Below are 25,163 nucleotides of genomic sequence, written 5' to 3' on the forward strand. Positions count from 1 at the left end.
TCAACCGCTTCAACCCGCCTCCACGCCAATGTGATATAGCGCCCATGGGCAGCTGGCGAAACGTTCGGCCAGGGGCAGGGCCGCCACGGGCGCGATGCGGTCCGCATCGTGGATCGCCCATAGCGGCCCCAGGCCGCCCAGCGCCATCGCCTGCCCGTCCAGGTGGGTGGCGACGATAAAACGCTGCGTGCGCGCTTGCGCCATGGTCAGCGCCGCCGCATAGCCATCCACGGCACGCAGCACTAGCCGTACGGCATCTTCCTCGGGCGCACCCGCCGCCTTCAAGACATCGACCAGCAACGGCCCGCGCAGGGCGTGTGTCTTGCCATCGTATTCCAGGGTGGGGTGGATGGTGCGCGCCGGCAAGTTCGCCAGCGCCGCGAAGTCGAAGGCCCGCGCCCGCTCAAAACTGATCTTTTGCTTGTGCATCATCTGGTCGCGCACGGCGTCGAACGGACCCCGGTTCGGCTTGTCGATGCTGCCCGTGATGGTCAGCAAGGCAGGACCGCGCAGGCCGGCGGGCGCCGCCCGGGCGATGGCGGGCAGGGCCGCGCTGGCCATGGCGGCGGCGAGAAACTGGCGTTTGTGCATGCACTTCTCCTCTGGGCTGAAATCGCTAAAGTTCTTAAGTCTATCTTAAGTTCGCTCAACGGTGCGCATTTTACGGTTATTGTCAGTTTGGAATGTTGGCTTACATCTTGTCACAGTTCTTACGCAATGGAGAAAGACGTAGCTTTTTTCGGCTGTTATTGTGTCCTCATCGCACTTCGCTGAACTGCGAATCCAGGCACCATTCACTAATTTGAGAGAGAACATGATGAAGAAGAAAATCCTGTTTGCAATGATCGCTTCCGTTACCGCATTCACCGGCATGAGCGCCGCCCACGCCGAGGGCGCCTATGTGGGTGCTGGCGTCACGGGCAACCGCTATAACTTCGATATTCCTGGCGCCACCAGCGCCGATAATCACAGCGGCTACAAGGCTGGCGCCAAGATCTTCGCCGGTTACGATTTCGATAAAACCTGGGCGGTCGAGGGCGGCTATGCCGATTTCGGCAGCAAGGATTACAGCTATGTCACCGGCGCCGGCAACGGTTCCGTGAAAAGCGACTCGCACGGCTACTACCTGGCCGGCAAGGCCACCATGCCCGTGACCGACAAGGTCGGCGTATTCGGCAAGCTGGGCGTGGCCAAGGTCAAGAACAGCTTGAGCGGCACGGGTCTGTCGACCGGCATCAGCGGCAACGACAAGACGGGCGTATACGCTTCCGTTGGCGCCCAGTACGCGATCAACGAGAAAGTCTCGCTGACGGCGGAAGTGGAACACTTCGGCAAGAGCGCCGACCAGGGCCGCAAGGCTACCGGCCTGGCCCTTGGCGCACGCTACAACTTCTAATTCACCGGAAGTTTGCTGAAAAAAAAGGCAGTTACCGCGAGGTAACTGCCTTTTTGCATGGCCGGACCGAAATTACGTGGTCAAGGGCTTGTAGCGGATACGTTTTGGTTTCGCGCCTTCGTCACCGAGGCGTTTCTTCTTGTCGGCTTCGTATTCCTGATAGTTGCCGTCAAAGAAGGTGACCTGCGAATCGCCTTCGAATGCCAGGATGTGCGTGGCGATACGGTCGAGGAACCAGCGATCATGCGAGATGACCATCACGCTGCCGGCAAATTCCAGCAAGGCGTCTTCCAGCGCGCGCAAGGTTTCCACGTCCAGATCGTTCGACGGTTCATCGAGCAGCAGGACGTTGCCGCCCATCAGCAGGGTTTTTGCCAGGTGCAGACGGCCACGTTCACCGCCGGACAGATTGCCGACGATTTTTTGCTGGTCGCCGCCCTTGAAGTTGAAGCGGCCCAGGTAGGCGCGCGACGGCATTTCGAAGCGGCCGACCGTCAACATGTCGGCGCCGCCGCACACGTCCTGGAAGACGGTCTTGCCGTCCGACAGCGAGTCGCCGCGATTCTGGTCGACGATGGAGACGCGCGCCGTCTGGCCGATGGCCACTTCGCCGCTGTCCGGTGTTTCCTTGCCGGTGATCATCTTGAACAGGGTCGACTTACCGGCGCCGTTGGGGCCGATGATGCCGACGATGGCGCCTGGCGGCACGGTAAAGCTCAGGTTGTCGATCAGCAGGCGGTCACCGAACGCTTTCGACACGTTCTTGAACTCGATGACGTCATTGCCCAGGCGTTCGGCCACGGGAATGAAGATCTCTTGCGTTTCGTTGCGTTTCTGGTATTCGTGCTCGGACAGCTCGTTGAAGCGGGCCAGGCGGGCTTTCGACTTGGCCTGGCGCGCTTTCGGGTTCTGGCGCGACCATTCCAATTCCTTTTGCAGCGCCTTCTGGCGCGCCGATTCCGTCGATTCTTCCTGCTTCAGGCGGGCTTGCTTCTGCTCCAGCCAGGTCGAGTAGTTACCCTTCCATGGAATGCCGCTGCCGCGGTCCAGTTCCAGGATCCACTCTGCCGCGTTGTCGAGGAAGTAGCGGTCATGGGTGATGGCCACCACGGTGCCGGGGAAGCGCAGCAGGAATTGTTCCAGCCAGTCGACCGATTCCGCATCCAGATGGTTGGTCGGTTCGTCGAGCAGCAGCATGTCGGGCTTGGACAGCAGCAGCTTGCACAGCGCCACGCGGCGCTTTTCACCGCCGGACAGCACGCCGACCTTGGCGTCCCATGGCGGCAGGCGCAGCGCGTCGGCGGCCATTTCCAGCTGCAGATTCAGATTGCCGCCGTCGGACGTCGAGATGATCGCTTCCAGGCGTGCCTGTTCCGTGGCCAGGGCGTCGAAATCGGCGTCTTCCTCGGCATACGCGGCGTACACGGCTTCCAGCTTGGCTTGCGCCTCAAACACTTCGCCCAGGCCCGATTCCACTTCCTGGCGCACGGTTTTTTCCGGGTCCAGCTGCGGTTCCTGCGGCAGGTAGCCGATGTTCAGGCCCGGCATCGGCACGGCTTCGCCCTGGATGTCGGTGTCGATGCCTGCCATGATTTTCAGCAGGGTCGATTTGCCGGAGCCGTTCAGGCCCAGCACGCCGATCTTCGCGCCTGGGAAGAAGGACAGGGAAATATCTTTCAGAATCTGGCGCTTGGGCGGGACGATTTTGCCCACGCGATTCATGGTGTAGACGTAATTTGCCATTAGAAATCTCGGGTGATATACAAAGACGGACAGGATACGGTAAACGCCCGCTTCCGGCCAGCGCTGCGCGCTGCGGAAACGGACGCGAGGGGAAGACTAAGTGCTGGCGCGCGCCTTGCGGGCCGTCCACAGCCCTTCGGCCGCATACAGGCCCAGCGCCGTCCAGATGACGAGGAAGCCCAGCATGCGCTCTTGGGTGAACGATTCGTGAAAGACCCACACGCCGATCAGGAGCTGGCCCGTGGGGGCGATGTATTGCAGCAAGCCCAATACGGCCAGCGGCAGGCGGCGCGCGCCGGCGGCAAACAGCAGCAGGGGAATGGCCGTGATGGGGCCGGACGCCAGCAGCAGCGCGCGCGTGGCGGTGGAATCTGTATTGACGAAGCCGCTCTGGCCATGCCAGCCCAGCCACAGCATGTAGGCCAGCGCCAGAGGGAACAGAATCAATGTTTCGAACGACAGGCCTTCCAGCGCACCGAGCGCGGCCGTCTTGCGCAGCAAGCCATAGCCGCCAAACGTGGCCGCCAGCAGCAGGGCGATCCAGGGCACTTGCCCCGCCTGCCAGGTGAGCCAGGCCACGCCGCAGGCGGCCAGGCCGATGGCCAGCCACTGCAGGCGGCGCAGGCGTTCGTGCAGCAGCAAAAAGCCCAGCATGACATTGATCAGGGGCGTAATGAAGTAACCGAGGCTGGCGTCGACCACGTGGCCGTTGTTGACGGCCCAGATATAGATGAACCAGTTGGCGGAGAGCAAAAACGCACTGGCGACGAAGCTGGCCACCACCCTGGGCTGCGCTTTCAGGCTGCCCAGCCAGCTCCATTGGCGGCGCACGGTCAGCACGATACCGAGGAACAAGAGCGACCAGACCATGCGGTGCGCCAGGATTTCCTGCGGCGCGATCTCGCCGATGGCGTGAAAGTACAGGGGGAACAGGCCCCAGCACAGGAAGGCGAGGGAGGCGTACAACATGCCTGGATTCATGATGGGCTTCGCTGGAGAGTAGACAGTCTGTCATTATGGCGGAAAACATCGGGGGCTGCCCGGCGCCGCTGGCGAGGCGTAGAATGGCAACAAATCAATGGCCGCAAGCCCGCGCAGCAAGGCGGAGCGGCATAAAACCACGACTTTGGGGCAGCCCGGGACCATGCAAAAATACTCTTGCTATTTGCTAATACCTATCATATTGTGCGATGCAACAAAACAAAAACGGGTGCAATCTTGACGTCGGAACATAAAAAAAGCGGCCTTGCCGGCATGACCCTGGCGGCCGTCGGCATCGTTTACGGCGATATCGGCACCAGTCCGCTGTACACCCTCAAAACGGTCTTCGACCCGGCCCACGGCCTGCTGCTGTCGCCAGAGAACCTGCTGGGCATCGTTTCGCTGATCTTCTGGGGCCTGACCCTGATCGTCTCGCTCAAGTACGTGACCCTGGTGCTGCGCGCCGACAACCGCGGCGAGGGCGGCATCATGGCCTTGATGGCGCTGGTGCTGTCGTCCGTCAGCCGCCTGTCGCGCTGGCATTTCCCGCTGATGGTGATCGGCGTCTTCGGCGCCACTCTGTTCTATGGCGACAGCGTGATCACGCCGGCCATTTCCGTGCTGTCGGCGATCGAGGGCCTGGAAGTGGCCACGCCCGCCTTCAGTCCGTATGTGGTACCGCTGACGATGGTGGTGCTGGTGGCGCTGTATTCGGTGCAGTCGCATGGCACGGCCGGCATCGGCCGCTATTTTGCCCCCATCATGGTGCTGTGGTTTGCCGCGCTGGCCGGCATGGGCGTGGTCAACATCATCAAGTCGCCGGCCATCCTGGCCGCGCTCAATCCCCTGCACGCGGCGACCTTCCTGATGAATAACGGCTTCGTTGCCTTCGTTGCCCTGGGTGCCGTGGTGCTGGCGCTGACGGGCGCCGAGGCGCTGTACGCCGACATGGGCCACTTCGGCAAGAAGCCGATCCGCCTGGCCTGGTTCCTGATCGCCTTTCCCGCGCTGGCGCTGAATTACCTGGGCCAGGGTGGTCTGCTGCTGGCCCATCCGGAAGCCGTCACGAATCCGTTTTACCAGCAGCTGGGCGCGTGGAGCGTGTACCCGCTGGTGATCCTGTCGACCATGGCCACGGTGATCGCCTCGCAGGCAACCATTTCCGGCACCTTCTCGATGACCAAGCAAGCGATCGCGCTGGGCTTCTTGCCGCGCATGCGCGTGCGCCACACGTCGGAAAGCGAAATCGGGCAGATTTACATCCCTGCCGTGAACTGGCTGCAGCTGGCCGTGGTGTTGCTGGCTGTCATCGGCTTCGGTTCCTCGGAAAACCTGGCCGCCGCCTACGGCATCGCCGTCACGGCCACGATGCTGTCGACCACCATCCTGACGTTCTTCGTCATCCGCTACCGCTGGAAGATGAACCTGGCCCTGTGCTGGGCCGCCACGGGTTTTTTCCTGATCATCGACGTCAACCTGGTGTCGGCGACTGCCCTGAAACTGTTCCATGGCGGCTGGTTCCCGCTGCTGCTGGGCTCGATTTTGTTCATCGTCATGCTGACCTGGAAGCGCGGCCGCCAGCTGGTGTTCCAGAACCTGGAAAAGCATGCGATTCCGCTCGACGATTTCCTCTCGTCGCTGTTCATCGCGCCGCCGCTGCGCGTGCCCGGCACGGCCATCTTCCTGCGCGGCGAAACGGATGGCGTGCCGCATGCGTTGCTGCATAACTTGCTGCACAACAAGGTGTTGCATGAACGGGTGATCTTCCTGACCGTTTTCATGCATGAAGAGCCGTGGGTGGCGCCATCGGAGCGCGTGCGCGTGGTGGACCTGGGCCACCAGTGCTACCAGGTGAATGTGCATTACGGCTTCAAGGATGAACCGGATATTCCATCCGCGCTGGCGCAGTGCGCGCAGCAGGGACTCGATTTCGAGATGATGGAGACGTCGTTCTTCATCGCGCGCCAGACCATCATCTCGACGCCCGGTGCCGGCATGATGCCGTGGCGCGAACACCTGTTCGTCACCATGTCGCGCAATGCGCGCACGGCGGCCGACTACTATCAGATTCCGAGCAACCGGGTGATCGAACTGGGCACGCAGGTGGAAATATAGATATTGTGTCAATGTTGCATCGAGACACATTTATTGCCCTGCTTACGTCTGCTTACAAATGGGCTACGCGAGTCCTGTTAAACTCCAGCCCGTACCGGTCCGCACCGTACGGACTTAGCCACACACCAATATTTAAAGGGAAACCATGAAATCGGTATTTCAAATGATCGCCACCCTCGCTTGCGCCGTGGCCCTGACCGCTTGTGGCGCTGCTGCCAACACCGAGAAGCCGGTCGTGCTTGACCCGAACACGCAAGTCAAAGAATTCATTTTTCCTGACCTGGTGAAAGGCACCGGCACGGCCGCCGCCGCGGGCGATACCTTGACGGTGGTCTACACGGGCTGGCTGTATGACGCGAGCAAGCCGGATGGCAAAGGCGCGCAGTTCGATGCGACACTCCCTCCCAAAAGTTTTACGTTTATCCTCGGCATCGGCAAAATGATTCTGGGCTGGGACCGTGGCCTGGTCGGCATGCAAGAGGGTGGCACGCGCCGCCTGCTCATTCCGTATGACCTGGGCTATGGCGTTGGCGGCACCCGTGACGCGACGGGTGCGGTGGTGATCCCGCCTTACGCTGGCCTGGTGTTCGACATCACGCTGCGAAAAGTAGAGAAAAAGTAAGCACGCGCAAGGTGCACGGACAAAGGGCGACTCCATGGAGTCGCCCTTTTTGCTTTTGCGGCGGAGTCAGGCGGGCGCCAGTTCCTGGAAGTAGTACGTGGCGCCGCCCAGATTGGCTGGTGCGTCATATTGCAGCACTTGCGTGCGGCGCAGCGCCACCGGTGCGCTGAAGGCGGGGCCGTCGTAGACGAAGGTGTGGAATTCGCCGTTTTCGCCGCAGGCGTCGACGCCGGGCGGCAGGTCGGCCAGAAAGGCGGCGTCGAACTCGCGCCCGCAAAATGCGCGCGGCAGGTGCTGGCCGTTGATGCACACGACGATGGCCTTGAAGCCGGCGGCGAGAAATTCGTCGACCAGCGCGCGGCGATCCCCGCCCCACAGGGGCAGGTGGGCCGTCAGGCCGGCGGCCGCACAGACTTTTTCTTCCCAGTCGCGGTGCGGCTGCAGGTCGATGTCGCCAAACAGCGCATGATCGATGCCCTCGGCCTTGGCCGCGCGCAGCATGGCGATGAATTGCTCTTCGTAGCTGGCCCAGCTGGCGTGATAGCGCTGCAGGCGCGCGCCCAGGCTGGCCGCCTGCACCTCAAGCAGCTCGGGCGGCACGCCGTGCGAGCGCGACTTGCGGCCGTCTTCATCCATGGCCGTGATTAACAGGGGAACGGCTATGCCGGCGTTGCGCGCGCGCCACAGGGCCAGGCAGGAATCCTTGCCGCCGCTCCAGGAAATCAGGGCCGTCGTCATGCCGCCACTCCCGGCGCCACCGCGCGCAGCATGTCGACGTGCTCAATGCCGTCTTCGTCGTACGGTGCGCTGACGGTGACAAAGCCGAAGGATTGATAGAAGCGCTCCAGGTACTGCTGCGCGCCGATGCGGATGGCGTGGCCGGGGTGCTGGCGTTCGGCGCGCGCGATGCCCTCAAGCAATAGCTGCTTGCCGGCGCCCGTGGTGCGCGCCTCGGGCGCCGTCAGCACGCGGCCCAGCGACATTTCCACATACTTGGCGCCCGGTGCCAGCACGCGCAGGTAGGCGGCCAGCCGGCGTTGGCCATCGACCGTTTGCCAGCCCAGCAAATGCATGGCTTGCTGGTCATGGCCGTCCAGGTCCGGGTAAATGCACTGCTGTTCGATGACGAACACGCGCTGGCGCAAGGCCAGCACCTGGTACAAATCGTGGGGGCCGAGTTCGTCGAACGTGTTCCATTGCCAGCTGATCATGGGTCATCCTTGATTGAGAGTGGCCATGATTTTACCGGCTTCAGACCGCCGGCGCGGGATAGCGCTGCGCATACCACTGCTTCAGGTGCTCGATGCAGCGCGTCACGCGGGGCGCCACCAGCTGGCGCGACGGATAGATGGCGAACAGCGCCAGGCTGGGGCGCTCGATGTCCGGAAACAGCTCGACCAGGGCGCCGCTGGCCAGTTCCTCGCGGCAGACGAAGGTGGGCAGGATGCCGATGCCCAGGCCGCGCAGGATCAGGCTGCGCATGAACAGGGTGTTGTTCGTGCGCACCCAGTTCGGCACTTCGATGTCGCTGTGCGGTCCCGCATGGCGCAGCGGCCAGCGGCTGCCGAACAGCGCGTGGCTGTAGATGAAGCAGCGCTGGCGCGTCAAGTCCGTGGCTTCCCGCAAGGGGCCGTGGCGTTCCAGGTAGGCCGGCGCGCAGCAGATGTGCAGGCGGTAGTCGTGGATGTGGCGCGCCACATAGCTCGAATCGTTGAGCGCGGTGGTGACGCGAAAACCCAGGTCGTAGTTGGCCGCCGCCAGGTCCACGTATTCATCCTTCAGGTCGACGTCCAGGCGCAAGGCTGGCCAGTCGGCCATGAAATCGGCCAGGCCTTCGGCCAGCTCGCCCACGCCCAGGGTCAGCGGCGCATTGATGCGCAGGCGGCCCGTCACGTGCGCCGTCGAGTGTGCCACCATGTCTTCCGCCTGCGCCAGTTCGTCGAGCAGCTTGCGGCAATGCTCAAGGTAGGCGGCGCCCGTTTCCGTCAGGGCCAGCTGGCGCGTGGTGCGCGTCATCAGGCGCCCACCCAGTTCCTGCTCCAGCTGGCCGATGCGCCGGCTCACATAGGAGGCCGACAAGTCCAGTTCATCGGCGGCGCGGCGAAAGCTGCCCAGCTCGGCCACGCGGCGAAACAGCTGCATCGCCTGCAATTTGTCCATGTCGGTTCCAGTCAGAGATTTTATTCAGTCGTATTACGCATCAGTGCTGTGCATTATTCATCATTTTTCTCCATTTTGATTCGGAATATGCTGGTGACCTCTCTACAGAAAGGCCACACCATGAAAAAAATACTGATCAGCAGCCTGTTGCTGGCCGCCTTTTCCACCGCCCAGGCGGCCGAGGTCCTCGTCGTGCTGTCGGACGCCAATCACCTCGACTTGCGCGACGGCAAGGTCTTCCCGACGGGCTTTTATCTGAATGAATTGATGCAGCCCGTGAAAAAACTGCTCGACGCGGGCCACACGGTGACGTTCGCCACGCCGCAGGGCCAGGCGCCCACGCTGGACGCCAGCTCGGATACGGTCGACTACTTTGGCGGCGACGCGGCCGCGCACGCGGCGCACAAGGCGTTGCTGGACCAGCTGGCGCTGACGGTGCCGGGCCGCTCGCCCGTGATCAGCCTGAAACGGGTGGAGCAGATCGGCTATGGCCACTACGCGGCCGTGCTGGTGCCGGGCGGCCACGCGCCGATGCAGGATCTGTTGAAGGATGCCAGGCTGGGCGCCTTGCTGCGCCAGTTCCACGCGGACGGCAAGCCGACGGCGCTGCTGTGCCACGGCCCCATCGCTTTGCTGTCGGCCTTGCCGCAGGCGGCAGCGTTTGCGGCCGCGCTGGAAGCGGGCCGCACGCCGCCCACCCCGGCGGACTGGATCTACAGCGGCTACCGCATGACGGTGATCAGCAATCAGGAAGAGTTGGCGGCGCAGGGCGCGCTGCAGGGCGGAACGATGAAGTTCTATCCGCAGTCGGGCTTGCAGGCGGCCGGCGCGCAGTATGTGCAGAACCAGGCGCCGTGGAGCAGCAACGTGGTGGTCGACCGTGAACTGATCACGGGACAGAATCCCGCCTCGGCGCCGGCCCTGGCGGACAAGCTGCTGCAGGCGCTGCAGGTGTCTCGTTAACGTCTCGTTAACGAAAAATCCCCGGCGGCGCCAGGGCGCGGCCGGGGAGGCAGTGCGTGCAGCGGGGATTACACGATCGTCAGGGTGACGTCGATATTGCCGCGCGTGGCGTTCGAGTACGGGCACACGATGTGGGCGGCGGCGACCAGCGCTTCGGCGGCGGCGCGTTCCATGCCTGGCAGCGAGATTTTCAGTTCCACTTCGATGCCGAAGCCCGTGTCGATGGCGCCGATGCCGACGTTGCCTTCGATGGACAGGTCCGCTGGCAGGGCGATCTTGTCGCGGCCGCCGACGAATTTCATGGCGCCGATGAAGCAGGCCGAGTAGCCGGCGGCAAACAGTTGTTCCGGATTGGTGCCGACGGCGCCATTGCCGCCCAGTTCTTTTGGCGTGGTCAGCTTGACGTCCAGCACATTGTCGGACGATACGGCACGGCCTTCGCGGCCTCCGGTGGCGGTAGCTTGAGCGCGGTACAGGACTTGTTTGATCGACATGATGGTTTTCCTCGGTGAGTTAAATAGTTAACGACTAAATAGTGTGCTACTTGTTTCGTGGGCTGTCACCCCAGGATGCCTGTCTGCAGAAGCGTTTGCCGGCGTCCATGTACACAATATATATCGTGTACTATTTAATTGCAAGCGATTTTATTTCAGAGCGGCGCATATTGATGCTTTATTTTGATGCCTTTGTCGCCACTACCTGGCTTCCATCGCATAATGGCCACCGCCGGTGGGGCCGATGGTTATGCTTGGCTCCACTTCACACCCCAAGGAAAAATCATGACTAGCCTCTTCTTTATCCTGCGCATCACCGTGGCCACGATGGTCGCCTACATCATCGCCACGGCGATCCTGGTCGAGAATTTCTTGCGCTATATCTTCGGGCACACGGAAGGCTTCTTTGTCATCGTTGGCGCGCTGCTGGCCAGCGCCGTCATCACGAATGCGTTTTCGCACGTGCGGCGCGTGCGCCTGATCGCCGGCACCGTCAACGCCGGCACCCTGTCGAGCCGCCAGCGGCGCCAGATCGAGATTCCGTTCGAGGCGGGTGAGGCGTTCGACATGATCGACGCGGCCATCCGCGAACTGCCGGGCAGCGAAGTGGTCGAAAGCGCGCGCGACAGCCTGCAGGTACAGGCTAGAGTGCGCCGCGCGGCGCCGTACACGCACACGGGCTTGCCCCGCATGCGCCTGCTGGGTTTCCTCGAGCCGCGGCCGAACCAGATCCTCGCCACCGTCACGCCGAATGGCGAAGCGGGCAGCGTGACCCTGATCTGCGAACCGGCGCGCAACGCGTGGACGGACTGGTTCCTCGTCGACCATGGCAGCAACCTGGAAAACGCGGAAGCGGTGACGCGGGCGATGACGCGCCGTGTGGCGCAGCGCCGGCGCGGCGAGCAGGCCGAGGCGCGCCAGACGGTGACGGAAAAGGAACTCACGGTGGCCAAGCTGAGCCTGCTGCATGCGCAGGTGGAACCGCACTTCCTGTACAACACCCTGGCCAGCGCGCAGCTGCTCACGCGCAGCGACCCCGTGCGCGCCGACGAGATGCTGGGCAACCTGATCCTGTACCTGCGCCACTCGCTGCCGCGCACGGAGCAAGCCATGTCGACCCTGGGCACGGAGCTGGAACGGGCGCGCGCCTACCTCGATATTTTGAAAATCCGCATGGGCGGGCGCCTGAACCTGCAGATCGAAGTGCCGCAATACCTGCGCCAGGCGGAGCTGCCGCCGATGATGCTGCAAACCCTGGTGGAAAACGCCATCAAGCATGGCCTGGAGCCGAAAAGCGGCGGCGGCACCATCTGGATCATGGCGCGCAGCGGCAATGGCACGGTGATCGTTACGGTGGCCGACGACGGCAAGGGGTTCAGCGACGATGGCGCCGGCACGGGCATCGGCCTGCGCAATGTACGCGAACGCCTGCGCCTGACCTACGGCAATACCGCCGCGTTTGCCATCGTCGCCAATTTCCCCGATGGCGTGACGGCCACCATCACGGTGCCCGACAGCACGGCGCAAGGAGTGTCCCATGCATCAGCCTGAGATGACTTGCGTCATCGCCGAAGATGAAACCCTGCTGCGCGATGCGCTGGTGGCCCTGCTGGCCGAGGAGTGGCCCAACTTGCGCATCGTCGCCGCCTGCGACGACGGCGGCACGGCGCTCGAGGCCATCGCCACGCACAAGCCCGACGTCGCCTTTCTCGACATCCGCATGCCGGGCTTGACGGGGCTGGAAGTGGCGGCCGGCGTGCTCGACGCGAGTCCCGCCACGCAGGTGGTGTTCGTCACGGCCTACGACCAGTACGCGATCGACGCCTTCGACAAGGGCGCCGTCGATTATCTGTTGAAACCGATCGCCCGCGAGCGCCTGCAGGCGACCTTGCAGCGCGTGCAGGCACGGGCCGGCAAGACCCGGGCGGGTGATGGCGCGCTGGCCGGCCTGCTGCAGCAATTGAGCAGTGCCTTGCCGGCCGCCGCCAAGTCGCCGCCGCTGGTGTGGCTGACGGCCAGCAGCGGCAAGGATACGCGGTTGATCATGGTGGAAGACATCGCCTATTTTCAGTCCGACACCAAGTACACGGCCGTCATGACGGCGGAAGGCGAGGCGCTGCTGCGCAAGCCGATCCGCGAACTGCTCGACGTGCTCGATCCGGCCATCTTCAAACAGATCCACCGCTCCACCATCGTCAACATGAAGATGGTGGCGTCGGTCACGCGCGACGAGGTGGGCCGCGGCGCCCTGCGCCTGAAGACGCGGCCGGAAACCCTGGCCGTGAGCCAGCCGTTCATGAGTTTGTTTCGGAATATGTAGCGCTGCTAAAGCCGGGGTCAGACCCTCAACACCGCTAACGCCAGGCTCACCGTCAACGTGGAGGGGGGGGCTGACCCCAGAATTACTCCGCCGTCTCAAAACCTTCCAGCACATTGACGACATTGATGCCGATTTCCTTCACCGCATAGCCGCCTTCGAGGATGAAGGCGGTGGGCAAATTCAAATGCGCGAGGCGCTCGCCCACGCGCAGGTAGTCGCCGCTTTGCAGGGCGAAGTGCGACAGCGGGTCGCCGGCGAAAGTATCCACGCCGAGCGAGACCACCAGCGCGTCGGGCGCATACATATTGATGCGCAGGCAGGCCGTTTCCAGCGCGGCGAACCAGCTGGCCGTGGTGCTGCCGGCCGGCAGCGGCAGGTTGACGTTGTAGCCGAGTCCCGCGCCGCTGCCCGTCTCGTCGGCGTGGCCCAGGTAAAACGGATATTCGTTGCGCGGGTCGGCGTGGAGGGAGGCGAACAGCACGTCGTCGCGCTGGTAAAAGATGCTTTGCGTGCCGTTGCCGTGGTGGTAATCGATATCGAGGATCGCGACCTTGCGGGCGCCGTCGTCGAGCAGATGCTGCGCGGCCAGGGCCGCGTTGTTCAGGAAACAGTAGCCGCCAAAAAAGTCGCTGCCCGCGTGGTGGCCCGGCGGGCGCGTCAGGGCGAACGTGGCCCGCTCGCCCAGGCGCAGCGCGTGGGCCGCGTTGACGGCGCAGTCGGCGCCCGTCTTGGCCGCCGTCCACGTGCCGGCCGTCAGCGGCGTGCCGTTGTCCATCGAGTACAGGCCCAGCTTGGCCGTGAAGTCGTCCGGTTCGATGTCGCTGCGCAAGGTGCGCACGGGCCAGACGGATGGCAAGGCGTCCTTGCCCGCGTTGTCGGGGTCGAGCGCCAGCCAGTCGTGCCAGGCGTGGCGCAAAAAATGCAGGTAACGGGGCGTGTGGATGCGCTCGAGCGAGGTCAGCGGCACGCCGTGCGGCGTGACGATGCGGCCCAGGTTGCGCCGTCCCAGTTCGGCCACCACCATGTCGGCCCGTTCCGGTGCCTCGAAGCAGGGCACCATGGCGCCGCGAAACCATTCGAAGCGGCCCCGGTGCTGGCCGTGCAATTCATTGTAGAAGGTCAGCATGGGGCGCCAGGCGAAAAGTCAGGCAGGATCAGGTGTGCGAACACAGGGTGCTGGCGCGGTAGGCGGCGACGAAAGCGTCGAAGCTGCCGGCTGGCGCCGCTTCCATGGCGCGCTGCTCGGCCAGCGAGCTGGCGGCCATCGCGTCGAAATACGCACTTTGTTCCGATGTTGGCGGATGCGCGCGGAAAAACGCCGCATGGCGTTCGCTTTGCTGCAGGCCGAAGGCGGCAAACGAGCCGCCATTGGCGCGCAGCTCGGCCAATACCTTCGCCGACGGCGTCGCATCGGGGTCGGCCAGCTTGACGGCTTGCGCCGCCAGGCTGTCCGCGTGCTGCGTGCCGCCATGGCGAGAGTCGAGCAAGGCCGCCACGGGGGCGATGCGTGCCAGCAATTCCTCGCCCCAGGCCTGCAGGGTGATCTCTTCGCCATCGCGGTGCAGGGTCAGGCCCGGCTTGCGGCCTTCCTTCACGGTGCGGGCGAAATTGTTCGTGTAGCAGGCGCTTTGCTCGGCCGAAATGGGGCCGCTGTCGTCGAGCGCGCAGAACAGCAAAAAGGCGTCGAGGAAGCGGCCCGTTTCCAGGCTGATGCCGACCGGTTCGAACGGATCGACATCCATGCAGCGCACTTCGATGTATTGCACGCCGCGCAGGCACAGGGCCTGGATCGGGCGCTCGCCCGTGCGGATCACGCGTTTCGGGCGGATGGTCGAATAGTATTCATTTTCGATCTGCAGCACGTTGGTGGACAGCTGAATCCACTCGCCATCTTTTTTGGTTCCCAGCGTTTCGTACGGCGGATACGGGTCGTTGACGGCGTGCGTGAGCGCGTTGACGTAGTCTTCCAGGCTGTTTTCGTGCGGGCGCAGGCCGGACTGGGCATCGTTCTGGTAGCCGAGGTCGCTCATGCGCAGGCTGGTGGCGTAGGGCAGGAACAGGGTGTCGTCGGACAGGGTCTCGAGCTTGTGCGCGCGGCCGCGCAGGAAACCGGCGGACAGGGCCGGCGAGGCGCCGAACAGATACATCAGCAGCCAGCTGTAGCGGCGGAAATTGCGGATCGTTGCCAGATAGCTTTCCGACTGCACGTCTTTCGGCGTGGCAGCTGCCTGCGTGGCGCTGGCGCTGGTGTCCGGGTTGCTGGCCAGCACTTGCCACAGCTGTTCGTCGAGCGAGTAGTTGTAATGGATGCCGGCGATGCATTGCATGGCTTTACCGTAGCGCAAGGCCAGGCCGCGCCGGTAGACATGCTTGAGCATGCCCATGTTCGACGTGCCGTAGTTGGCGATTTCGATGTCCGCTTCGGGCGGCAGCTGGCACGGCATCGACTGGCTCCACAGCAACTCGTCGCCGAGGCGGCTGTAGGCATGGCGGTGCACGGTGTCGAGCTTGTCGAGCGTGACGCCGATGTCGGCTTCGGCCGGGGTGATGAATTCGAGCAGCGCTTCGGCGTAGTCGGTGGTGATTTCAGGGTGCGTCAGCGCCGAGCCCAGGGCTATCGGGTGAGGCGTGGAAGCCAGATGGCCGGCGTGGTCGACGCGCAGGGTTTCACGCTCGATGCCGCGCAAGCCGCCCAGCAGCGCGCGGTTGGCATCTTCAGTCAGCAATGCCAGGCGGCGAGTCAACAGGTTGGGCAATTTGAGCTTCCTTTCTTGTGCAGCATATAAATAATTTGTGCTGAGATTAACCGAATTTTGGCAAATGCGTCGGCGCCGGCCCAAAAAACGCCGCGTCGCCAGCGTCCGCCCCGGGGAACGGGGGCGGCGCTTCGGTCAGGAATTCGCTTGATATTTTAACAAACTGCGATGGCATCTGGCGCGCCGCCGGATCAAGCTTTGCGCAGGTGGCGGCGGTCAGCCCAGGCGGGCGCCGCTGACTCGTTCGATGCCGGCCAGGTCGCGCCAGCTTTGCACTTTGTTGTAGCCGGCGTCGGTCAGCAAGCCGCGCACGGATGCCGCCTGGTCATAGCCGTGTTCCATCAGCAGCCAGGCACCGGTTGCCAGATGGCGCGCGGCGCCGGAGACGATGCTGCGCAGGGCCGACAGGCCGTCCGCATGGTCGGTCAGCGCGCCCGCCGGTTCAAAGCGCAAATCGCCTTCGGCCAGGTGACGGTCGCCGCTGGCGATGTAGGGGGGATTGGAGACGATCAGGTCGAACTTTTCCGTGCCCAGCGCTTCGAACCAGTCGCTGGCCATGAAGGTGATGTTGACGCCGTTGGCGCTGGCGTTGCGGCGCGCCACGGCCAGCGCCGTGCTGCTGACGTCCAGGGCCGTGACGACGGCGTCGGGCCGCGTATGCGCCAGCGCGACGGCGATGGCGCCGCTGCCCGTGCCCATGTCGAGCACCCGTCCGCCGGGCGGCAGGCGCTCGAGCGCCAGTTCCACCAGCACTTCCGTGTCAGGGCGGGGGATCAGCACGGCGTCGTTCACTTCGAACGGCAGGCCGAAAAATTCGCGCTGGCCGACGATGTAGGCGATCGGCTCGCCCTGCAGGCGGCGCGCCAGCAAGCCGGATAAACGTTCGGCTTCAGCGGGAGTGAGTACGCGCTCCGATTGCGTGATCAGGCTCACGCGCGACAGGCCCAGCGCGTGGCCCAGCAAAATGCGGTTGTCGAGCGGATCGAGCAGTGGACGGATTTGCAGGGCGCCGACAGTGCTGCCGGCGGGAATCAAGGTTTCTGTCATGGTGCTTTCAATTATTTCTGACGGCGCAGCAAGGTCCACAGCATGGCGATGGCGAAGATGGCGAACCAGGCGAATGCCCATTGCGGGATCGACAGGCCGAAGAACGGTTCGCCGGCGCTTTCGCAGGCGCCATACGATTCAAACATGAAGGGCATGAGTTCGGCCGTGAAGACCTTGTTCAGCGCCGTTTCCACCGGATCGATGCCGCACGAGAAGCCGGGGTTGGCCAGCACGTACAAATGCTTGGCGCCCACGCCCAGGCCGCCCAAGGCTGCCAACAAGCCGACGCTGGCGCCGATTTTCGGTTTGTTTGCCGCCGCGCCGGCCAGGCAGGCGATGCCGATAGCGAGGAACAGGTAGCGCTGGATCACGCACAGCGGGCACGGCGCCATGTTCATGGCATGCTGCAAATACATGGCCACGCCGAGCATCAGGAAACATAGGGCGGCGATCGACAGGAGGACGGTGCGTGAATTTTTCATGGGCGACACGGTGAGGTGGATGGAATCGAGCTGGTCATTTTCGCACAAGGCTGGATTTTTATTGCTTAGCCGCTACTTAAAGCTGTCGGCTTACGCGCTGCGCGCTAAGCCGACCTACCACTGCGGCATAGGTCGGCGTAGGTCGGCTTAGCGCAGCGTAAGCCGACGCAATGGCGTCAGCATTTAGTCGCCCAGCGCCGCCAGCAACTCCGCCTGGTGCTCCGCCGCCAAGGCATTCGTCAAATCCGTCAAATCCCCATCCATGATGAAGTCGAGTTTATATAAGGTCAGGTTGATGCGGTGGTCCGTCAGGCGGCCTTGCGGGAAATTGTAAGTACGGATGCGCTCGCTGCGGTCGCCCGAGCCGATCAGGCTCTTGCGGGTGGCCGCTTCCTTCGACTGCTGTTCGCGCAGCTGCACGTCCTTGATGCGCGCGGCCAGCACTTTCATCGCCTGCGCCTTGTTCTTGTGCTGGCTGCGGTCATCCTGGCATTCGACCACGATGCCGGTCGGCAAGTGGGTGATGCGCACGGCGGAGTCCGTTTTGTTGATGTGCTGTCCACCGGCGCCCGAGGCGCGGTAGGTGTCGATGCGCAGGTCGGCCGGGTTGATGTTGACGTCTTCCACTTCATCCGCTTCCGGCATCACGGCCACCGTGCAGGCGGAGGTGTGGATGCGGCCCTGCGTTTCCGTGGCCGGCACGCGCTGCACGCGGTGGCCGCCCGACTCGAATTTCAGCTTGGAATATGCACCATTGCCCACCACGCGCACGATCACTTCGCGGTAGCCGCCCAGGTCGGAGTCGGACGCCGACACGAGTTCCACTTGCCAGCGGTTGCGCTCGGCAAAGCGCGTGTACATGCGCAGCAGGTCGCCGGCGAACAGGGCCGATTCATCGCCGCCCGTGCCCGCGCGAATTTCCAGGAAGATATTGCGTTCGTCATTGACGTCCTTCGGCAGCAGCATGGTCTGCAATTCGCGTTCCAGCCGCGCCATGGTGGCCTTGGCCGCTTCGATTTCTTCCTGGGCGAATTCCTTCATGTCCGGATCGCCCAGCATCTCTTGCGCCGTCGTAATATCGTTGCCCGCTTCCTGATAGGAACGGTACAGGGCCACCAGCGGGCCCAGTTCGGCGTGCTCGCGCGTCATCTTGCGGTAGCTGTCCATGTTCGACGTGGCGTCCGGGTGCATCAGCAGTTCGTCGAGTTCGACCAGGCGGTTCGCCAGTTGATCGAGTTTGGCCAGCATGGATGGTTTCATAGCGATTCGCGGTAAAAGAGTGTAGGGATGATGCGGGTCCGGCAAGCCCGGCAGGCGGGCAGGGGGCGGCCGCGCAGGCGGCCAGCGGGGCTGCGCTAACGGCGGGGGCGGAACAGTTTCGGCAGCAGGGTGACGAGCTGCTTGCGCTCGTCGCCTTGCGCATGGTGCAGCGCTTGCTGCGGGCCGTGCAGGAACTTGGCCGTCAAGCCTTTCGACAGCGCTTCCAGGACGGCGTCGATATCGGCGCCCTTGGCCAGCATTTTGCGCGCCCGTTCCACTTCCATCAGGCGCAGCGCTTCGCTGTTTTCATGCAAATGCTGGATGATAGGCACCATGGCGCGGTCGTCGACCCAGCTCATGAACGATTGCACGCGCGTCTCGATGATGGCTTCGGCTTGCGCCACGGCCGCTTGCCGGCTTTCCAGGCCCGTCTGCACGACCTTGCCCAGGTCGTCGACCGTGTACAGGAAGACGTCGTTCAAGCGTCCCACTTCCGCTTCGATGTCGCGCGGCACGGCCAGGTCGACCATGAACATGGGCTTGTGGCGGCGCGCCTTGATGGCGCGCTCGACCAGGCCCAGGCCCAGCAGCGGCAAGGACGACGCCGTGCACGAGATGACGATGTCGAACTGGTGCAACTGCTCCGGCAAGTCCGCCAGGCGGATGGCCTTGCCGTTGAAGCGGTGCGCCAGTTCCTCGCCCCGTTCCATGGTGCGGTTGGCAATCGTGATGCTTTTCGGGTTTTGCGCCGCGAAGTGCGTGGCGCACAATTCGATCATTTCGCCGGCGCCGATGAAGAGCACGTTCTGCTCGGCGATCTTGTCGAAGATGCGCTGCGACAGGCGCACGGCGGCGGCCGCCATGGACACGCTGTGGGCGCCGATTTCCGTACTGCTGCGCACTTCCTTGGCGACGGAAAAGCTGCGCTGGAACAACTGGTGCAGATACGTGCCCAGGCCGCCCGCCTCGTCGGCCGTTCGGATGGCGTCCTTGATCTGGCCCAGGATCTGCGTTTCGCCCAGCACCATCGAATCGAGCCCGGAGGCGACGCGGAAGGTGTGGCGCACGGCATCGTGCTGCGGCAGCATATATAAGTGGGGGCGCAGCTCGCTGTAGTTGAGCTTGTGATAGTCGGCCAGGAAATGCGCGCCCGCGTCGAGCGGGTTCGGCACGTGGCTGGCCGCATACAGCTCGGTGCGGTTGCAGGTCGACAGGATGGCCGCTTCGTCGTTGTCGCGCAAGTCGATGCGCTGGAACCAGGTACGCGCCGCCATCACCGCCGAACCCAAGTGCTCAGGCGCAAACGCCAGCTGTTCGCGGAGCGACACTGGAGCGGTGGTATGGTTGAGGCCGACGGCGAGCAGTTGCATTTCAGGGCTGTTGGGGTGACTTATGCCGACATTATAACGCTTTGTGCCCGCGCTTTGAGCAGGTCAGCCGTTTGCCGCCATTCAGCCGCCCAGTTTTTCCAGGCGATAACCGTAGCTGTAGACGGGCACGAGCCTGTAGCCGTGTTCCGGTTTCAGCTGCAACTTGTTGCGCACGCGCGAGACGTGGGTATCCATGGTGCGCGAGGGCAGGGCCGTGTCGCGCTGCCACACGGCTTCGTGGATGTAGGCGCGCGACAGGGGACGGCCCAGGTTGCGGAAAAACAGCAGCGCCAGGGCGAATTCCTTGTGCGTCACATCGAGCACGTCGCCATCGCGCAGCAGGCGGCCGGGGCGGGTTTCAAACGTATATTGACCGAATTGCAAGGTTTCGGCGCCATTCTGGGCCGGGTACGCCACGCGCAGCAGCGCCTGGGTGCGCAAGGTCAGTTCGCTGCGCCGCAGGGGTTTGATCATGTAGTCGTCGGCGCCGGCCGTCATGCCCGCCACCACGTCGTCTTCGCCCGAGCTGTTGGTCATAAACAACACGGGTGCCTTGGGCGCCAGTTTTTCCCGGGCACGGCGCAAGACTTCGGCACCGTCCAGATCGCTCACATGCCAGTCGAGGATGAGCATGTCGCAACTGTCCTTGCGCAATTGGCCCAGCATTTCCTTACCACTTTGAAACTCGTGGCAAGCGTGGCCGGCGGCGGTGAGCACCTGGCAGATCAGTTCTGCCTGGCTATGGTCGCTATCGAGTACGGCAATTCGCATAATTGGCTGGAGTGTGTAGCAACAAACAGACGGTCCGCTCTGCTTATCGTAATGTTAAGGAATGCTCAAGTGAAATATAACAGAGATTGCAACTGTGTCCAGTGAAATCGGCAGCGCAGGCCTTTACGTTACACTTGTTCATCTACCTCATACTGCGGAGAAACGGCCATGCCAGACAAGAGCACTACCGATTGGACCCTGATACCGGCCAGCCGTGCGGACATCGAGCAAGTGCGCGAGCGTTGCCGGCGCCTGGTGCAGCGGCGTGCCATGATGTCGGCGGGCGCCTCGGCCATTCCCATTCCCGGCATCGATCTGATGTCGGATGTCGGCCTGTTTTCCATGCTGATCAATGATATCAACCACGAATTTGGCCTGACGCCCGAGCAGATCGAGCGCCTGAACCCGCAGTTCAAGATGATGGCCTACCGCGCGGCGGTGGGCATGGGGGGCATGCTGGTGGGAAAGTTGGTGTCGCGCGAACTGATCCTCCACCTGCTCAAGCGCAGTGGCGTCAAGATAGCCACCAAGCAGGTGGCGCGCTTCGTGCCGTTCGCCGGCCAGGCGGTGGCGGCAGCCATTGGCTACGCCGTGTTCCGCCAGATCGGCAACCAGCACGTGAACGCCTGCGCCGCGGTGGCGCAGGAATTGCTCGCGGTCAGGCCGGATTAACTATTACGCGTCCGGCAGCACCACGTTGACGTCGAGCACCTCCAGGTTGCCCTGGCGGTCCAGCGAGATCTTGATGTCGTCGGCATTCACCTTGGTGTACTTGGAAATGACGGCGATCAATTCCTTGTGCAGGGCGGGCAGGAAGTCCGGACCATCGCGTCCGCTGCGTTCGCGGGCGATGATGATCTGCAGGCGTTCCTTGGCCGCAGTGGCCGTCTTCGGCTTGGGGGGGAAGAGGAAAGAAAGCAAGGCCATATCACTTCGCCCCAAAAATGCGCTGGAGTAATCCAGGCTTTTCATAGTTGGTAAAGCGCAACTCGACTTCTTCGCCGAGGAAACGCGAGACCACGTCTTCATAGGCTTGCGCCACGTCCGTGCCCGTGAAATGGATGGCCGGATTGCCCTGGTTCGAGGCGGCCAGCACTTGCTCCGATTCCGGAATGATGCCCACCAGCGGGATGCGCAGGATTTCCTGCACGTCCTGGTAGGACAGCATTTCATCCGATTCCACGCGTTTCGGCGAGTAGCGGGTGATCAGCAAATGTTCCTTGACCGGCTCGCCGCCCGTCTGCGCGCGGCGCGACTTGGCTTGCAGGATGCCGAGGATGCGGTCCGAATCGCGCACCGACGACACTTCCGGGTTGGTGACGATGATGGCTTCGTCGGCGAACGTCAGCGCCATCAGCGCGCCATGCTCGATACCGGCCGGCGAATCGCAGATGATGAACTCGAAACCCATGTTGATCAGGTCGTTCAACACGCGTTCCACGCCTTCTTCCGACAAGGCATCCTTGTCGCGCGTTTGCGACGCGGGCAGGATGAACAGGTTGTCGCAGTGCTTGTCCTTGATCAGGGCCTGGTTCAGGGTGGCCTCTTTGTTGATCACATTGATCAGGTCGTAGACGACGCGGCGCTCGCAACCCATGATCAGGTCGAGGTTACGCAGGCCCACGTCGAAGTCGAGCACGGCTGTCTTGTGGCCGCGCATGGCCAGGCCAGTGGAAAAACTGGCGCTAGAGGTCGTCTTGCCGACACCGCCCTTGCCGGACGTCACAACAATAATTCTTGCCACAAATAATCCTTTTCAGATATCTCTTGAATTGTGCAGCTTAAGAGCGGTTCACGGGAGTGACCGGATTGACAGAGTGTATATCGATTCTGTCGCCAGCCAAACGAATTTGCGCGGGTCCGCGCGCCATTTCTGCGGGGAAACCATCCTCGAACGTGCGGTACACGCCAGCGATCGAGACCAGTTCCGGTTCCATGGCCAGCGCGAAGATGCGGGCCTGGGCATTGCCCGAGGCGCCGGCCAGCGCGCGGCCGTACAGCGAGGAATATACGTGGATGCTGCCGTCGGCGATGATTTCGGCGCCATTGTTGACGACGGCGGTGATGATTAGGTCGCAGCCGCGCGCATAAATGCGCTGGCCGGCCCGCACGGGGGTGTCGATCACCATCACCTGGGCGTCGGCGCCGGACTGGGCGGCGGCCGTGGGCGTATCCTTGGGGCCATCCTTGGGCGGCGCATCGTCGCGCGTCTTGCCGCTGTCAAGGCTCAAGCCTTGCGCCAGGATGGCGTCATGCATGTCGGCCGGCGCATTGCGCACGGCAACGGCATTCAAGCGGTATTTTTTCAGCAAGGCCACGAGGGCGGCCCAGTCGATGGGCACGCTGCCGGGCGGCAAGGCCGCCACGTCCAGCACGGCCAGGTCGTCCTCGAAAAAGTCGGCCACGCCTCCCGTCATGTCGCGCAGGGCGGCGTCGAGTGCCTGCGTATCGGCGCTATGCAGAATGGCGGAGACAGCAACGACGGTGGAAATCTTGATTTCGATAGGCTTCTGCGACGGGCTTTTGGACATAAACATTTATCAAAGTGAAACTGCGGCAGGCCAGATGTTCCGTACGGCAACAATGGGAGCAGTAAATTTCTTGCATTCTACTGCAAAAAAATCAGCATCAGGGGCCTGGCGCGTGCTATTCCGCAGGGCAACACCTACTTCAGGTCAAAAAAAACGGACGGCGCCCCGGAAAACCGCTGCGCCGCCCTGGAAGCAGCCGAGAATGCGCCCTGAGGGTGCGGTCCGAGATCAAGCTGCGCGCATCTGCCGCGCCGCCGCGAGCATATTCTTTAAAGCCGCTTCCGTTTCCGCCCAGCCCCGCGTCTTCAGGCCGCAGTCCGGGTCGACCCGTAACTGGGCTGGTGGAATCACGGCGGTGCGGTAGGCGCGCGTGGCCCAGTCCAGCCAGGCGTCCCACTGGCCGCGGCGCAGCGGCAAGCCTTCGCGGATGGCCGGTTCGTCGATCTGGATGATGCCGATGCCGGCCGTTTCCAGATCCTGGACTTCATCGCGGATGGCCAGGGCCAGCTGCAGCGCCGTGGCGGCGCGCGGCTGGTCGTCGCGCACGAACGACCATTGCAAGATCGTCACCGGACCCGTCAGCATGCCTTTCACAGGTTTGCTCGTCAGGCTTTGCGCGTGCACCGTCCAGGCCACCGTCATGGCGGCCGGGCGCTGCACGTCGCCGTAGATGACGGGCGGTTTCACACAGCGCGAGCCGTACGATTGCACCCAGCCGTGGCGCGTGAAGATAAAACCGTCGAGTTGCTCGCCAAAGTAGTCGACCATGTCGTTGCGTTCCGCCTCGCCATGCACGAGCACGTCCAGGCCCAGCGCTTCCTGGCGTCCCACAGCGTGGGCGATTTCAGCGCGCATCGGTGCTTCATACTCGGCGGATCCACGTTCGCCCCGCTTATGGCTGGCGCGGCGGCGGCGGGCAATGGCCTGACGGGAAGTGGCCAATGCGGCCAGTGCGCTGTCATCGGGGTGGCCTTCAAGCGCGTCCTTGAGAACGGCGATTTCCGTCAGTTTTTCCGTGGCGAACGCCAGCCAGGTCCGGATTTCACCGTCGAGCGCCGTTTCCGCTTCCAGGCTGAATGGCACGTGCAGCAGCGAGCACGACGGCGCCAGCCACAGCTGGCCGTTGCGCTTGGCCGCCAGCGGCTGCAGCACGGCCAGGGCCGCGTCGAGGTCGGTGCGCCAGATATTGCGCCCGTCGACGATGCCAATCGACAACACTTTATGCGCGGGCAGCCAGTCCGTCACACTGATCAGTTCATGCGGCGCGCGGATGCCGTCCACGTGCAGGCCGGCCACGGGCAGGCGGCACGTCAGGCTGAGGTTTTCTTCCAGCGGCGAGAAATACGTGGCCAGCAGGATATTCACACCCACCTGGTTCAGCTGCCAATAGGTGCTCTCGAAGGCGCTGCGCCACGCGCTGGGCAAGTCCAGGCCCAGGATCGGCTCGTCGATCTGCACCCACTCCACGCCTTGCTGCTTCAGGCGGTCGAGCAGGGCGCCGTACACGGGCAGCAATTGTTCCAGCAGGGCCAGACGGTCAAAGCTCGACTCGCCTGGCGTCTTTTCCTTGCCCAGCCAGAGGAAGGTGAGGGGGCCGATCAGGGCCGCCTTGACCTGGTGACCGAGCGCCTGCGCCTCGGCCACTTCTGCCAGCAAGCGCTCGCAGGCCAGCGAAAATTGGGTTTGCGGCGACAATTCGGGCACCAGATAATGGTAATTGGTGTCAAACCACTTGCTCATTTCCAGCGCGGCAGTGCCTGCGGCGTTGCTATGGTTCGCATGGCCGCAGTCCGCGTGCTCCGCATGCGTTGCTTCACCACGCGCCATCGTGAAATAGCGCGCCAGCGGCGATTGCTCTGGCGCAAAGTTGAAACGGGCCGGTTCGCAGCCCAGCAGCTGGATATGGTTGGCCACTTGGTCATACAAGGCGAAGTCGCCCACGGTCACGTAATCGAGCCCGGCATCGCGTTGCAAGGCCCAGTGGCGCGCGCGCAGTTGCTGGGCCGTCGCTTCCAGGGCCGCCTCCGACACCTCGCCGCGCCAGTGGCTTTCCAGCGCCAATGTCAGCTCACGCGCGGCGCCGATGCGGGGAAAGCCCAGGGTGTGGGTACGAATGGTCATGATGTCATCGAGATTTAATGTGAATGCGCTA

General features: G+C 63.3%; 25 protein-coding genes. 7 read left to right on the top strand and 18 right to left on the bottom strand.

Features of this window, described 5'->3' with window-relative positions; genetic code table 11:
* Positions 1 to 9: 9 nt before the first annotated feature.
* Complete coding sequence (locus tag KO539_RS13590) at positions 10 to 591, bottom strand: molybdopterin-dependent oxidoreductase (protein WP_219310135.1); 582 nt, start codon at positions 589 to 591, stop codon at positions 10 to 12.
* A 223-nt stretch (positions 592 to 814) separates the two neighbouring features.
* Between KO539_RS13590 and KO539_RS13595 the strand changes: the two genes are divergently transcribed.
* Positions 815 to 1,396, top strand: a complete 582-nt coding sequence (locus tag KO539_RS13595; RefSeq protein ID WP_219310137.1) for a porin family protein — start codon at positions 815 to 817, stop codon at positions 1,394 to 1,396.
* A 72-nt stretch (positions 1,397 to 1,468) separates the two neighbouring features.
* Here the strand turns inward: KO539_RS13595 and ettA are convergent, their stop codons facing one another.
* Positions 1,469 to 3,139, bottom strand: a complete 1,671-nt coding sequence (gene ettA / locus KO539_RS13600) for an energy-dependent translational throttle protein EttA (RefSeq protein ID WP_219310139.1) — start codon at positions 3,137 to 3,139, stop codon at positions 1,469 to 1,471.
* Between the two features lie 96 nt (positions 3,140 to 3,235).
* Positions 3,236 to 4,120, bottom strand: a complete 885-nt coding sequence (gene rarD, locus KO539_RS13605) for an EamA family transporter RarD (RefSeq protein ID WP_219310140.1) — start codon at positions 4,118 to 4,120, stop codon at positions 3,236 to 3,238.
* Positions 4,121 to 4,357: 237 nt separating this feature from the next.
* On the opposite strand from rarD, the gene KO539_RS13610 reads away from it, so the two are divergent.
* Both KO539_RS13610 and KO539_RS13615 read left to right on the top strand, forming a co-directional pair.
* Positions 4,358 to 6,235, top strand: coding sequence for a potassium transporter Kup (locus KO539_RS13610; RefSeq protein WP_035823576.1), 1,878 nt, complete (start codon positions 4,358 to 4,360; stop codon positions 6,233 to 6,235).
* Positions 6,236 to 6,380: 145 nt separating this feature from the next.
* Positions 6,381 to 6,857, top strand: coding sequence for an FKBP-type peptidyl-prolyl cis-trans isomerase (locus tag KO539_RS13615; protein ID WP_257626287.1), 477 nt, complete (start codon positions 6,381 to 6,383; stop codon positions 6,855 to 6,857).
* A 66-nt stretch (positions 6,858 to 6,923) separates the two neighbouring features.
* On the opposite strand, the gene KO539_RS13620 is transcribed toward KO539_RS13615, so the two are convergent.
* Genes KO539_RS13620 through KO539_RS13630 form a run of 3 tightly spaced genes read right to left on the bottom strand, consistent with a single transcriptional unit; the run spans position 6,924 to position 9,017 of the window.
* Positions 6,924 to 7,595: a diphthine--ammonia ligase gene (locus KO539_RS13620; RefSeq protein ID WP_219310141.1), complete on the bottom strand. Its 672-nt coding sequence runs from the start codon at positions 7,593 to 7,595 to the stop codon at positions 6,924 to 6,926.
* On the bottom strand, positions 7,592 to 8,068 hold the full coding sequence (locus tag KO539_RS13625; RefSeq protein ID WP_219310142.1) for a GNAT family N-acetyltransferase: 477 nt from the start codon (positions 8,066 to 8,068) through the stop codon (positions 7,592 to 7,594). Before KO539_RS13625 ends, KO539_RS13620 begins: the two co-directional genes overlap by 4 nt.
* Before the next feature lie 40 nt (positions 8,069 to 8,108).
* On the bottom strand, positions 8,109 to 9,017 hold the full coding sequence (locus tag KO539_RS13630; protein WP_219310143.1) for a LysR family transcriptional regulator: 909 nt from the start codon (positions 9,015 to 9,017) through the stop codon (positions 8,109 to 8,111).
* Positions 9,018 to 9,137: 120 nt separating this feature from the next.
* On the opposite strand from KO539_RS13630, the gene KO539_RS13635 reads away from it, so the two are divergent.
* Positions 9,138 to 9,980 (top strand): type 1 glutamine amidotransferase domain-containing protein, encoded by an 843-nt coding sequence (locus KO539_RS13635; protein ID WP_257626288.1) that lies wholly within the window; start codon positions 9,138 to 9,140, stop codon positions 9,978 to 9,980.
* Positions 9,981 to 10,048: 68 nt separating this feature from the next.
* Here KO539_RS13635 and KO539_RS13640 read toward each other — a convergent pair whose 3' ends face one another.
* On the bottom strand, positions 10,049 to 10,474 hold the full coding sequence (locus KO539_RS13640) for an organic hydroperoxide resistance protein (RefSeq protein ID WP_035823589.1): 426 nt from the start codon (positions 10,472 to 10,474) through the stop codon (positions 10,049 to 10,051).
* Between the two features lie 285 nt (positions 10,475 to 10,759).
* On the opposite strand from KO539_RS13640, the gene KO539_RS13645 reads away from it, so the two are divergent.
* Both KO539_RS13645 and KO539_RS13650 read left to right on the top strand, forming a co-directional pair.
* Positions 10,760 to 12,025, top strand: a complete 1,266-nt coding sequence (locus KO539_RS13645; protein WP_035823591.1) for a histidine kinase — start codon at positions 10,760 to 10,762, stop codon at positions 12,023 to 12,025.
* Positions 12,012 to 12,794 (top strand): LytTR family DNA-binding domain-containing protein, encoded by a 783-nt coding sequence (locus KO539_RS13650; protein WP_219310145.1) that lies wholly within the window; start codon positions 12,012 to 12,014, stop codon positions 12,792 to 12,794. The genes KO539_RS13645 and KO539_RS13650 overlap by 14 nt, the downstream gene beginning before the upstream one ends.
* A gap of 82 nt (positions 12,795 to 12,876) precedes the next feature.
* On the opposite strand, the gene KO539_RS13655 is transcribed toward KO539_RS13650, so the two are convergent.
* The 7 genes from KO539_RS13655 to KO539_RS13685 form a co-directional block, all read right to left on the bottom strand.
* Positions 12,877 to 13,920, bottom strand: coding sequence for a histone deacetylase family protein (locus tag KO539_RS13655; protein ID WP_219310146.1), 1,044 nt, complete (start codon positions 13,918 to 13,920; stop codon positions 12,877 to 12,879).
* Between the two features lie 28 nt (positions 13,921 to 13,948).
* The gene (gshA, locus tag KO539_RS13660; RefSeq protein WP_219310147.1) at positions 13,949 to 15,550 is read right to left on the bottom strand and encodes a glutamate--cysteine ligase; all 1,602 of its coding nucleotides are present in this window, start codon (positions 15,548 to 15,550) and stop codon (positions 13,949 to 13,951) included.
* A 216-nt stretch (positions 15,551 to 15,766) separates the two neighbouring features.
* Positions 15,767 to 16,597 (bottom strand): peptide chain release factor N(5)-glutamine methyltransferase, encoded by an 831-nt coding sequence (gene prmC, locus KO539_RS13665; protein ID WP_219310148.1) that lies wholly within the window; start codon positions 16,595 to 16,597, stop codon positions 15,767 to 15,769.
* 11 nt (positions 16,598 to 16,608) lie between these two features.
* Positions 16,609 to 17,079 carry a disulfide bond formation protein B gene (locus KO539_RS13670; protein ID WP_099401432.1) on the bottom strand — a complete coding sequence of 157 codons (471 nt, stop codon included), beginning with the start codon at positions 17,077 to 17,079 and terminating at the stop codon, positions 16,609 to 16,611.
* 183 nt (positions 17,080 to 17,262) lie between these two features.
* Entirely contained in the window at positions 17,263 to 18,339 is a 1,077-nt protein-coding gene (prfA, locus tag KO539_RS13675) for a peptide chain release factor 1 (protein ID WP_219310149.1), read from the bottom strand.
* Positions 18,340 to 18,434: 95 nt separating this feature from the next.
* Positions 18,435 to 19,709, bottom strand: a complete 1,275-nt coding sequence (hemA, locus tag KO539_RS13680; protein WP_219310150.1) for a glutamyl-tRNA reductase — start codon at positions 19,707 to 19,709, stop codon at positions 18,435 to 18,437.
* 81 nt (positions 19,710 to 19,790) lie between these two features.
* On the bottom strand, positions 19,791 to 20,480 hold the full coding sequence (locus tag KO539_RS13685) for a response regulator transcription factor (protein WP_099401159.1): 690 nt from the start codon (positions 20,478 to 20,480) through the stop codon (positions 19,791 to 19,793).
* Positions 20,481 to 20,648: 168 nt separating this feature from the next.
* On the opposite strand from KO539_RS13685, the gene KO539_RS13690 reads away from it, so the two are divergent.
* Positions 20,649 to 21,152 (top strand): YcjF family protein, encoded by a 504-nt coding sequence (locus tag KO539_RS13690; protein WP_219310151.1) that lies wholly within the window; start codon positions 20,649 to 20,651, stop codon positions 21,150 to 21,152.
* 3 nt (positions 21,153 to 21,155) lie between these two features.
* Here the strand turns inward: KO539_RS13690 and minE are convergent, their stop codons facing one another.
* From minE to KO539_RS13710, 4 genes are all read right to left on the bottom strand, one after another.
* Positions 21,156 to 21,407 carry a cell division topological specificity factor MinE gene (gene minE, locus KO539_RS13695; RefSeq protein WP_034752886.1) on the bottom strand — a complete coding sequence of 84 codons (252 nt, stop codon included), beginning with the start codon at positions 21,405 to 21,407 and terminating at the stop codon, positions 21,156 to 21,158.
* Between the two features lies 1 nt (position 21,408).
* Positions 21,409 to 22,224, bottom strand: coding sequence for a septum site-determining protein MinD (gene minD / locus KO539_RS13700; protein WP_034752889.1), 816 nt, complete (start codon positions 22,222 to 22,224; stop codon positions 21,409 to 21,411).
* Positions 22,225 to 22,261: 37 nt separating this feature from the next.
* Positions 22,262 to 23,011: a septum site-determining protein MinC gene (minC, locus tag KO539_RS13705; RefSeq protein ID WP_035828495.1), complete on the bottom strand. Its 750-nt coding sequence runs from the start codon at positions 23,009 to 23,011 to the stop codon at positions 22,262 to 22,264.
* Positions 23,012 to 23,239: 228 nt separating this feature from the next.
* The gene (locus tag KO539_RS13710; RefSeq protein ID WP_219310152.1) at positions 23,240 to 25,132 is read right to left on the bottom strand and encodes a 5-methyltetrahydropteroyltriglutamate--homocysteine S-methyltransferase; all 1,893 of its coding nucleotides are present in this window, start codon (positions 25,130 to 25,132) and stop codon (positions 23,240 to 23,242) included.
* Between the last annotated feature and the right edge of the window lie 31 nt (positions 25,133 to 25,163).

Source organism: Janthinobacterium sp. NKUCC06_STL (assembly GCF_019345455.1).
GTDB classification, from domain to species: domain Bacteria; phylum Pseudomonadota; class Gammaproteobacteria; order Burkholderiales; family Burkholderiaceae_D; genus Janthinobacterium; species Janthinobacterium rivuli.

Coding starts and splice junctions, on each gene's coding strand:
- KO539_RS13590 (WP_219310135.1), bottom strand. CDS start 591: ATGCACAAACGCCAGTTTCTCGCCGCCGCCATGGCCAGCGCGGCCCTG.
- KO539_RS13595 (WP_219310137.1), top strand. CDS start 815: ATGATGAAGAAGAAAATCCTGTTTGCAATGATCGCTTCCGTTACCGCA.
- ettA (WP_219310139.1), bottom strand. CDS start 3,139: ATGGCAAATTACGTCTACACCATGAATCGCGTGGGCAAAATCGTCCCG.
- rarD (WP_219310140.1), bottom strand. CDS start 4,120: ATGAATCCAGGCATGTTGTACGCCTCCCTCGCCTTCCTGTGCTGGGGC.
- KO539_RS13615 (WP_257626287.1), top strand. CDS start 6,381: ATGAAATCGGTATTTCAAATGATCGCCACCCTCGCTTGCGCCGTGGCC.
- KO539_RS13620 (WP_219310141.1), bottom strand. CDS start 7,595: ATGACGACGGCCCTGATTTCCTGGAGCGGCGGCAAGGATTCCTGCCTG.
- KO539_RS13625 (WP_219310142.1), bottom strand. CDS start 8,068: ATGATCAGCTGGCAATGGAACACGTTCGACGAACTCGGCCCCCACGAT.
- KO539_RS13630 (WP_219310143.1), bottom strand. CDS start 9,017: ATGGACAAATTGCAGGCGATGCAGCTGTTTCGCCGCGTGGCCGAGCTG.
- KO539_RS13635 (WP_257626288.1), top strand. CDS start 9,138: ATGAAAAAAATACTGATCAGCAGCCTGTTGCTGGCCGCCTTTTCCACC.
- KO539_RS13640 (WP_035823589.1), bottom strand. CDS start 10,474: ATGTCGATCAAACAAGTCCTGTACCGCGCTCAAGCTACCGCCACCGGA.
- KO539_RS13645 (WP_035823591.1), top strand. CDS start 10,760: ATGACTAGCCTCTTCTTTATCCTGCGCATCACCGTGGCCACGATGGTC.
- KO539_RS13650 (WP_219310145.1), top strand. CDS start 12,012: ATGCATCAGCCTGAGATGACTTGCGTCATCGCCGAAGATGAAACCCTG.
- KO539_RS13655 (WP_219310146.1), bottom strand. CDS start 13,920: ATGCTGACCTTCTACAATGAATTGCACGGCCAGCACCGGGGCCGCTTC.
- prmC (WP_219310148.1), bottom strand. CDS start 16,597: ATGACAGAAACCTTGATTCCCGCCGGCAGCACTGTCGGCGCCCTGCAA.
- KO539_RS13670 (WP_099401432.1), bottom strand. CDS start 17,079: ATGAAAAATTCACGCACCGTCCTCCTGTCGATCGCCGCCCTATGTTTC.
- prfA (WP_219310149.1), bottom strand. CDS start 18,339: ATGAAACCATCCATGCTGGCCAAACTCGATCAACTGGCGAACCGCCTG.
- hemA (WP_219310150.1), bottom strand. CDS start 19,709: ATGCAACTGCTCGCCGTCGGCCTCAACCATACCACCGCTCCAGTGTCG.
- KO539_RS13685 (WP_099401159.1), bottom strand. CDS start 20,480: ATGCGAATTGCCGTACTCGATAGCGACCATAGCCAGGCAGAACTGATC.
- KO539_RS13690 (WP_219310151.1), top strand. CDS start 20,649: ATGCCAGACAAGAGCACTACCGATTGGACCCTGATACCGGCCAGCCGT.
- minE (WP_034752886.1), bottom strand. CDS start 21,407: ATGGCCTTGCTTTCTTTCCTCTTCCCCCCCAAGCCGAAGACGGCCACT.
- minC (WP_035828495.1), bottom strand. CDS start 23,011: ATGTCCAAAAGCCCGTCGCAGAAGCCTATCGAAATCAAGATTTCCACC.
- KO539_RS13710 (WP_219310152.1), bottom strand. CDS start 25,132: ATGACCATTCGTACCCACACCCTGGGCTTTCCCCGCATCGGCGCCGCG.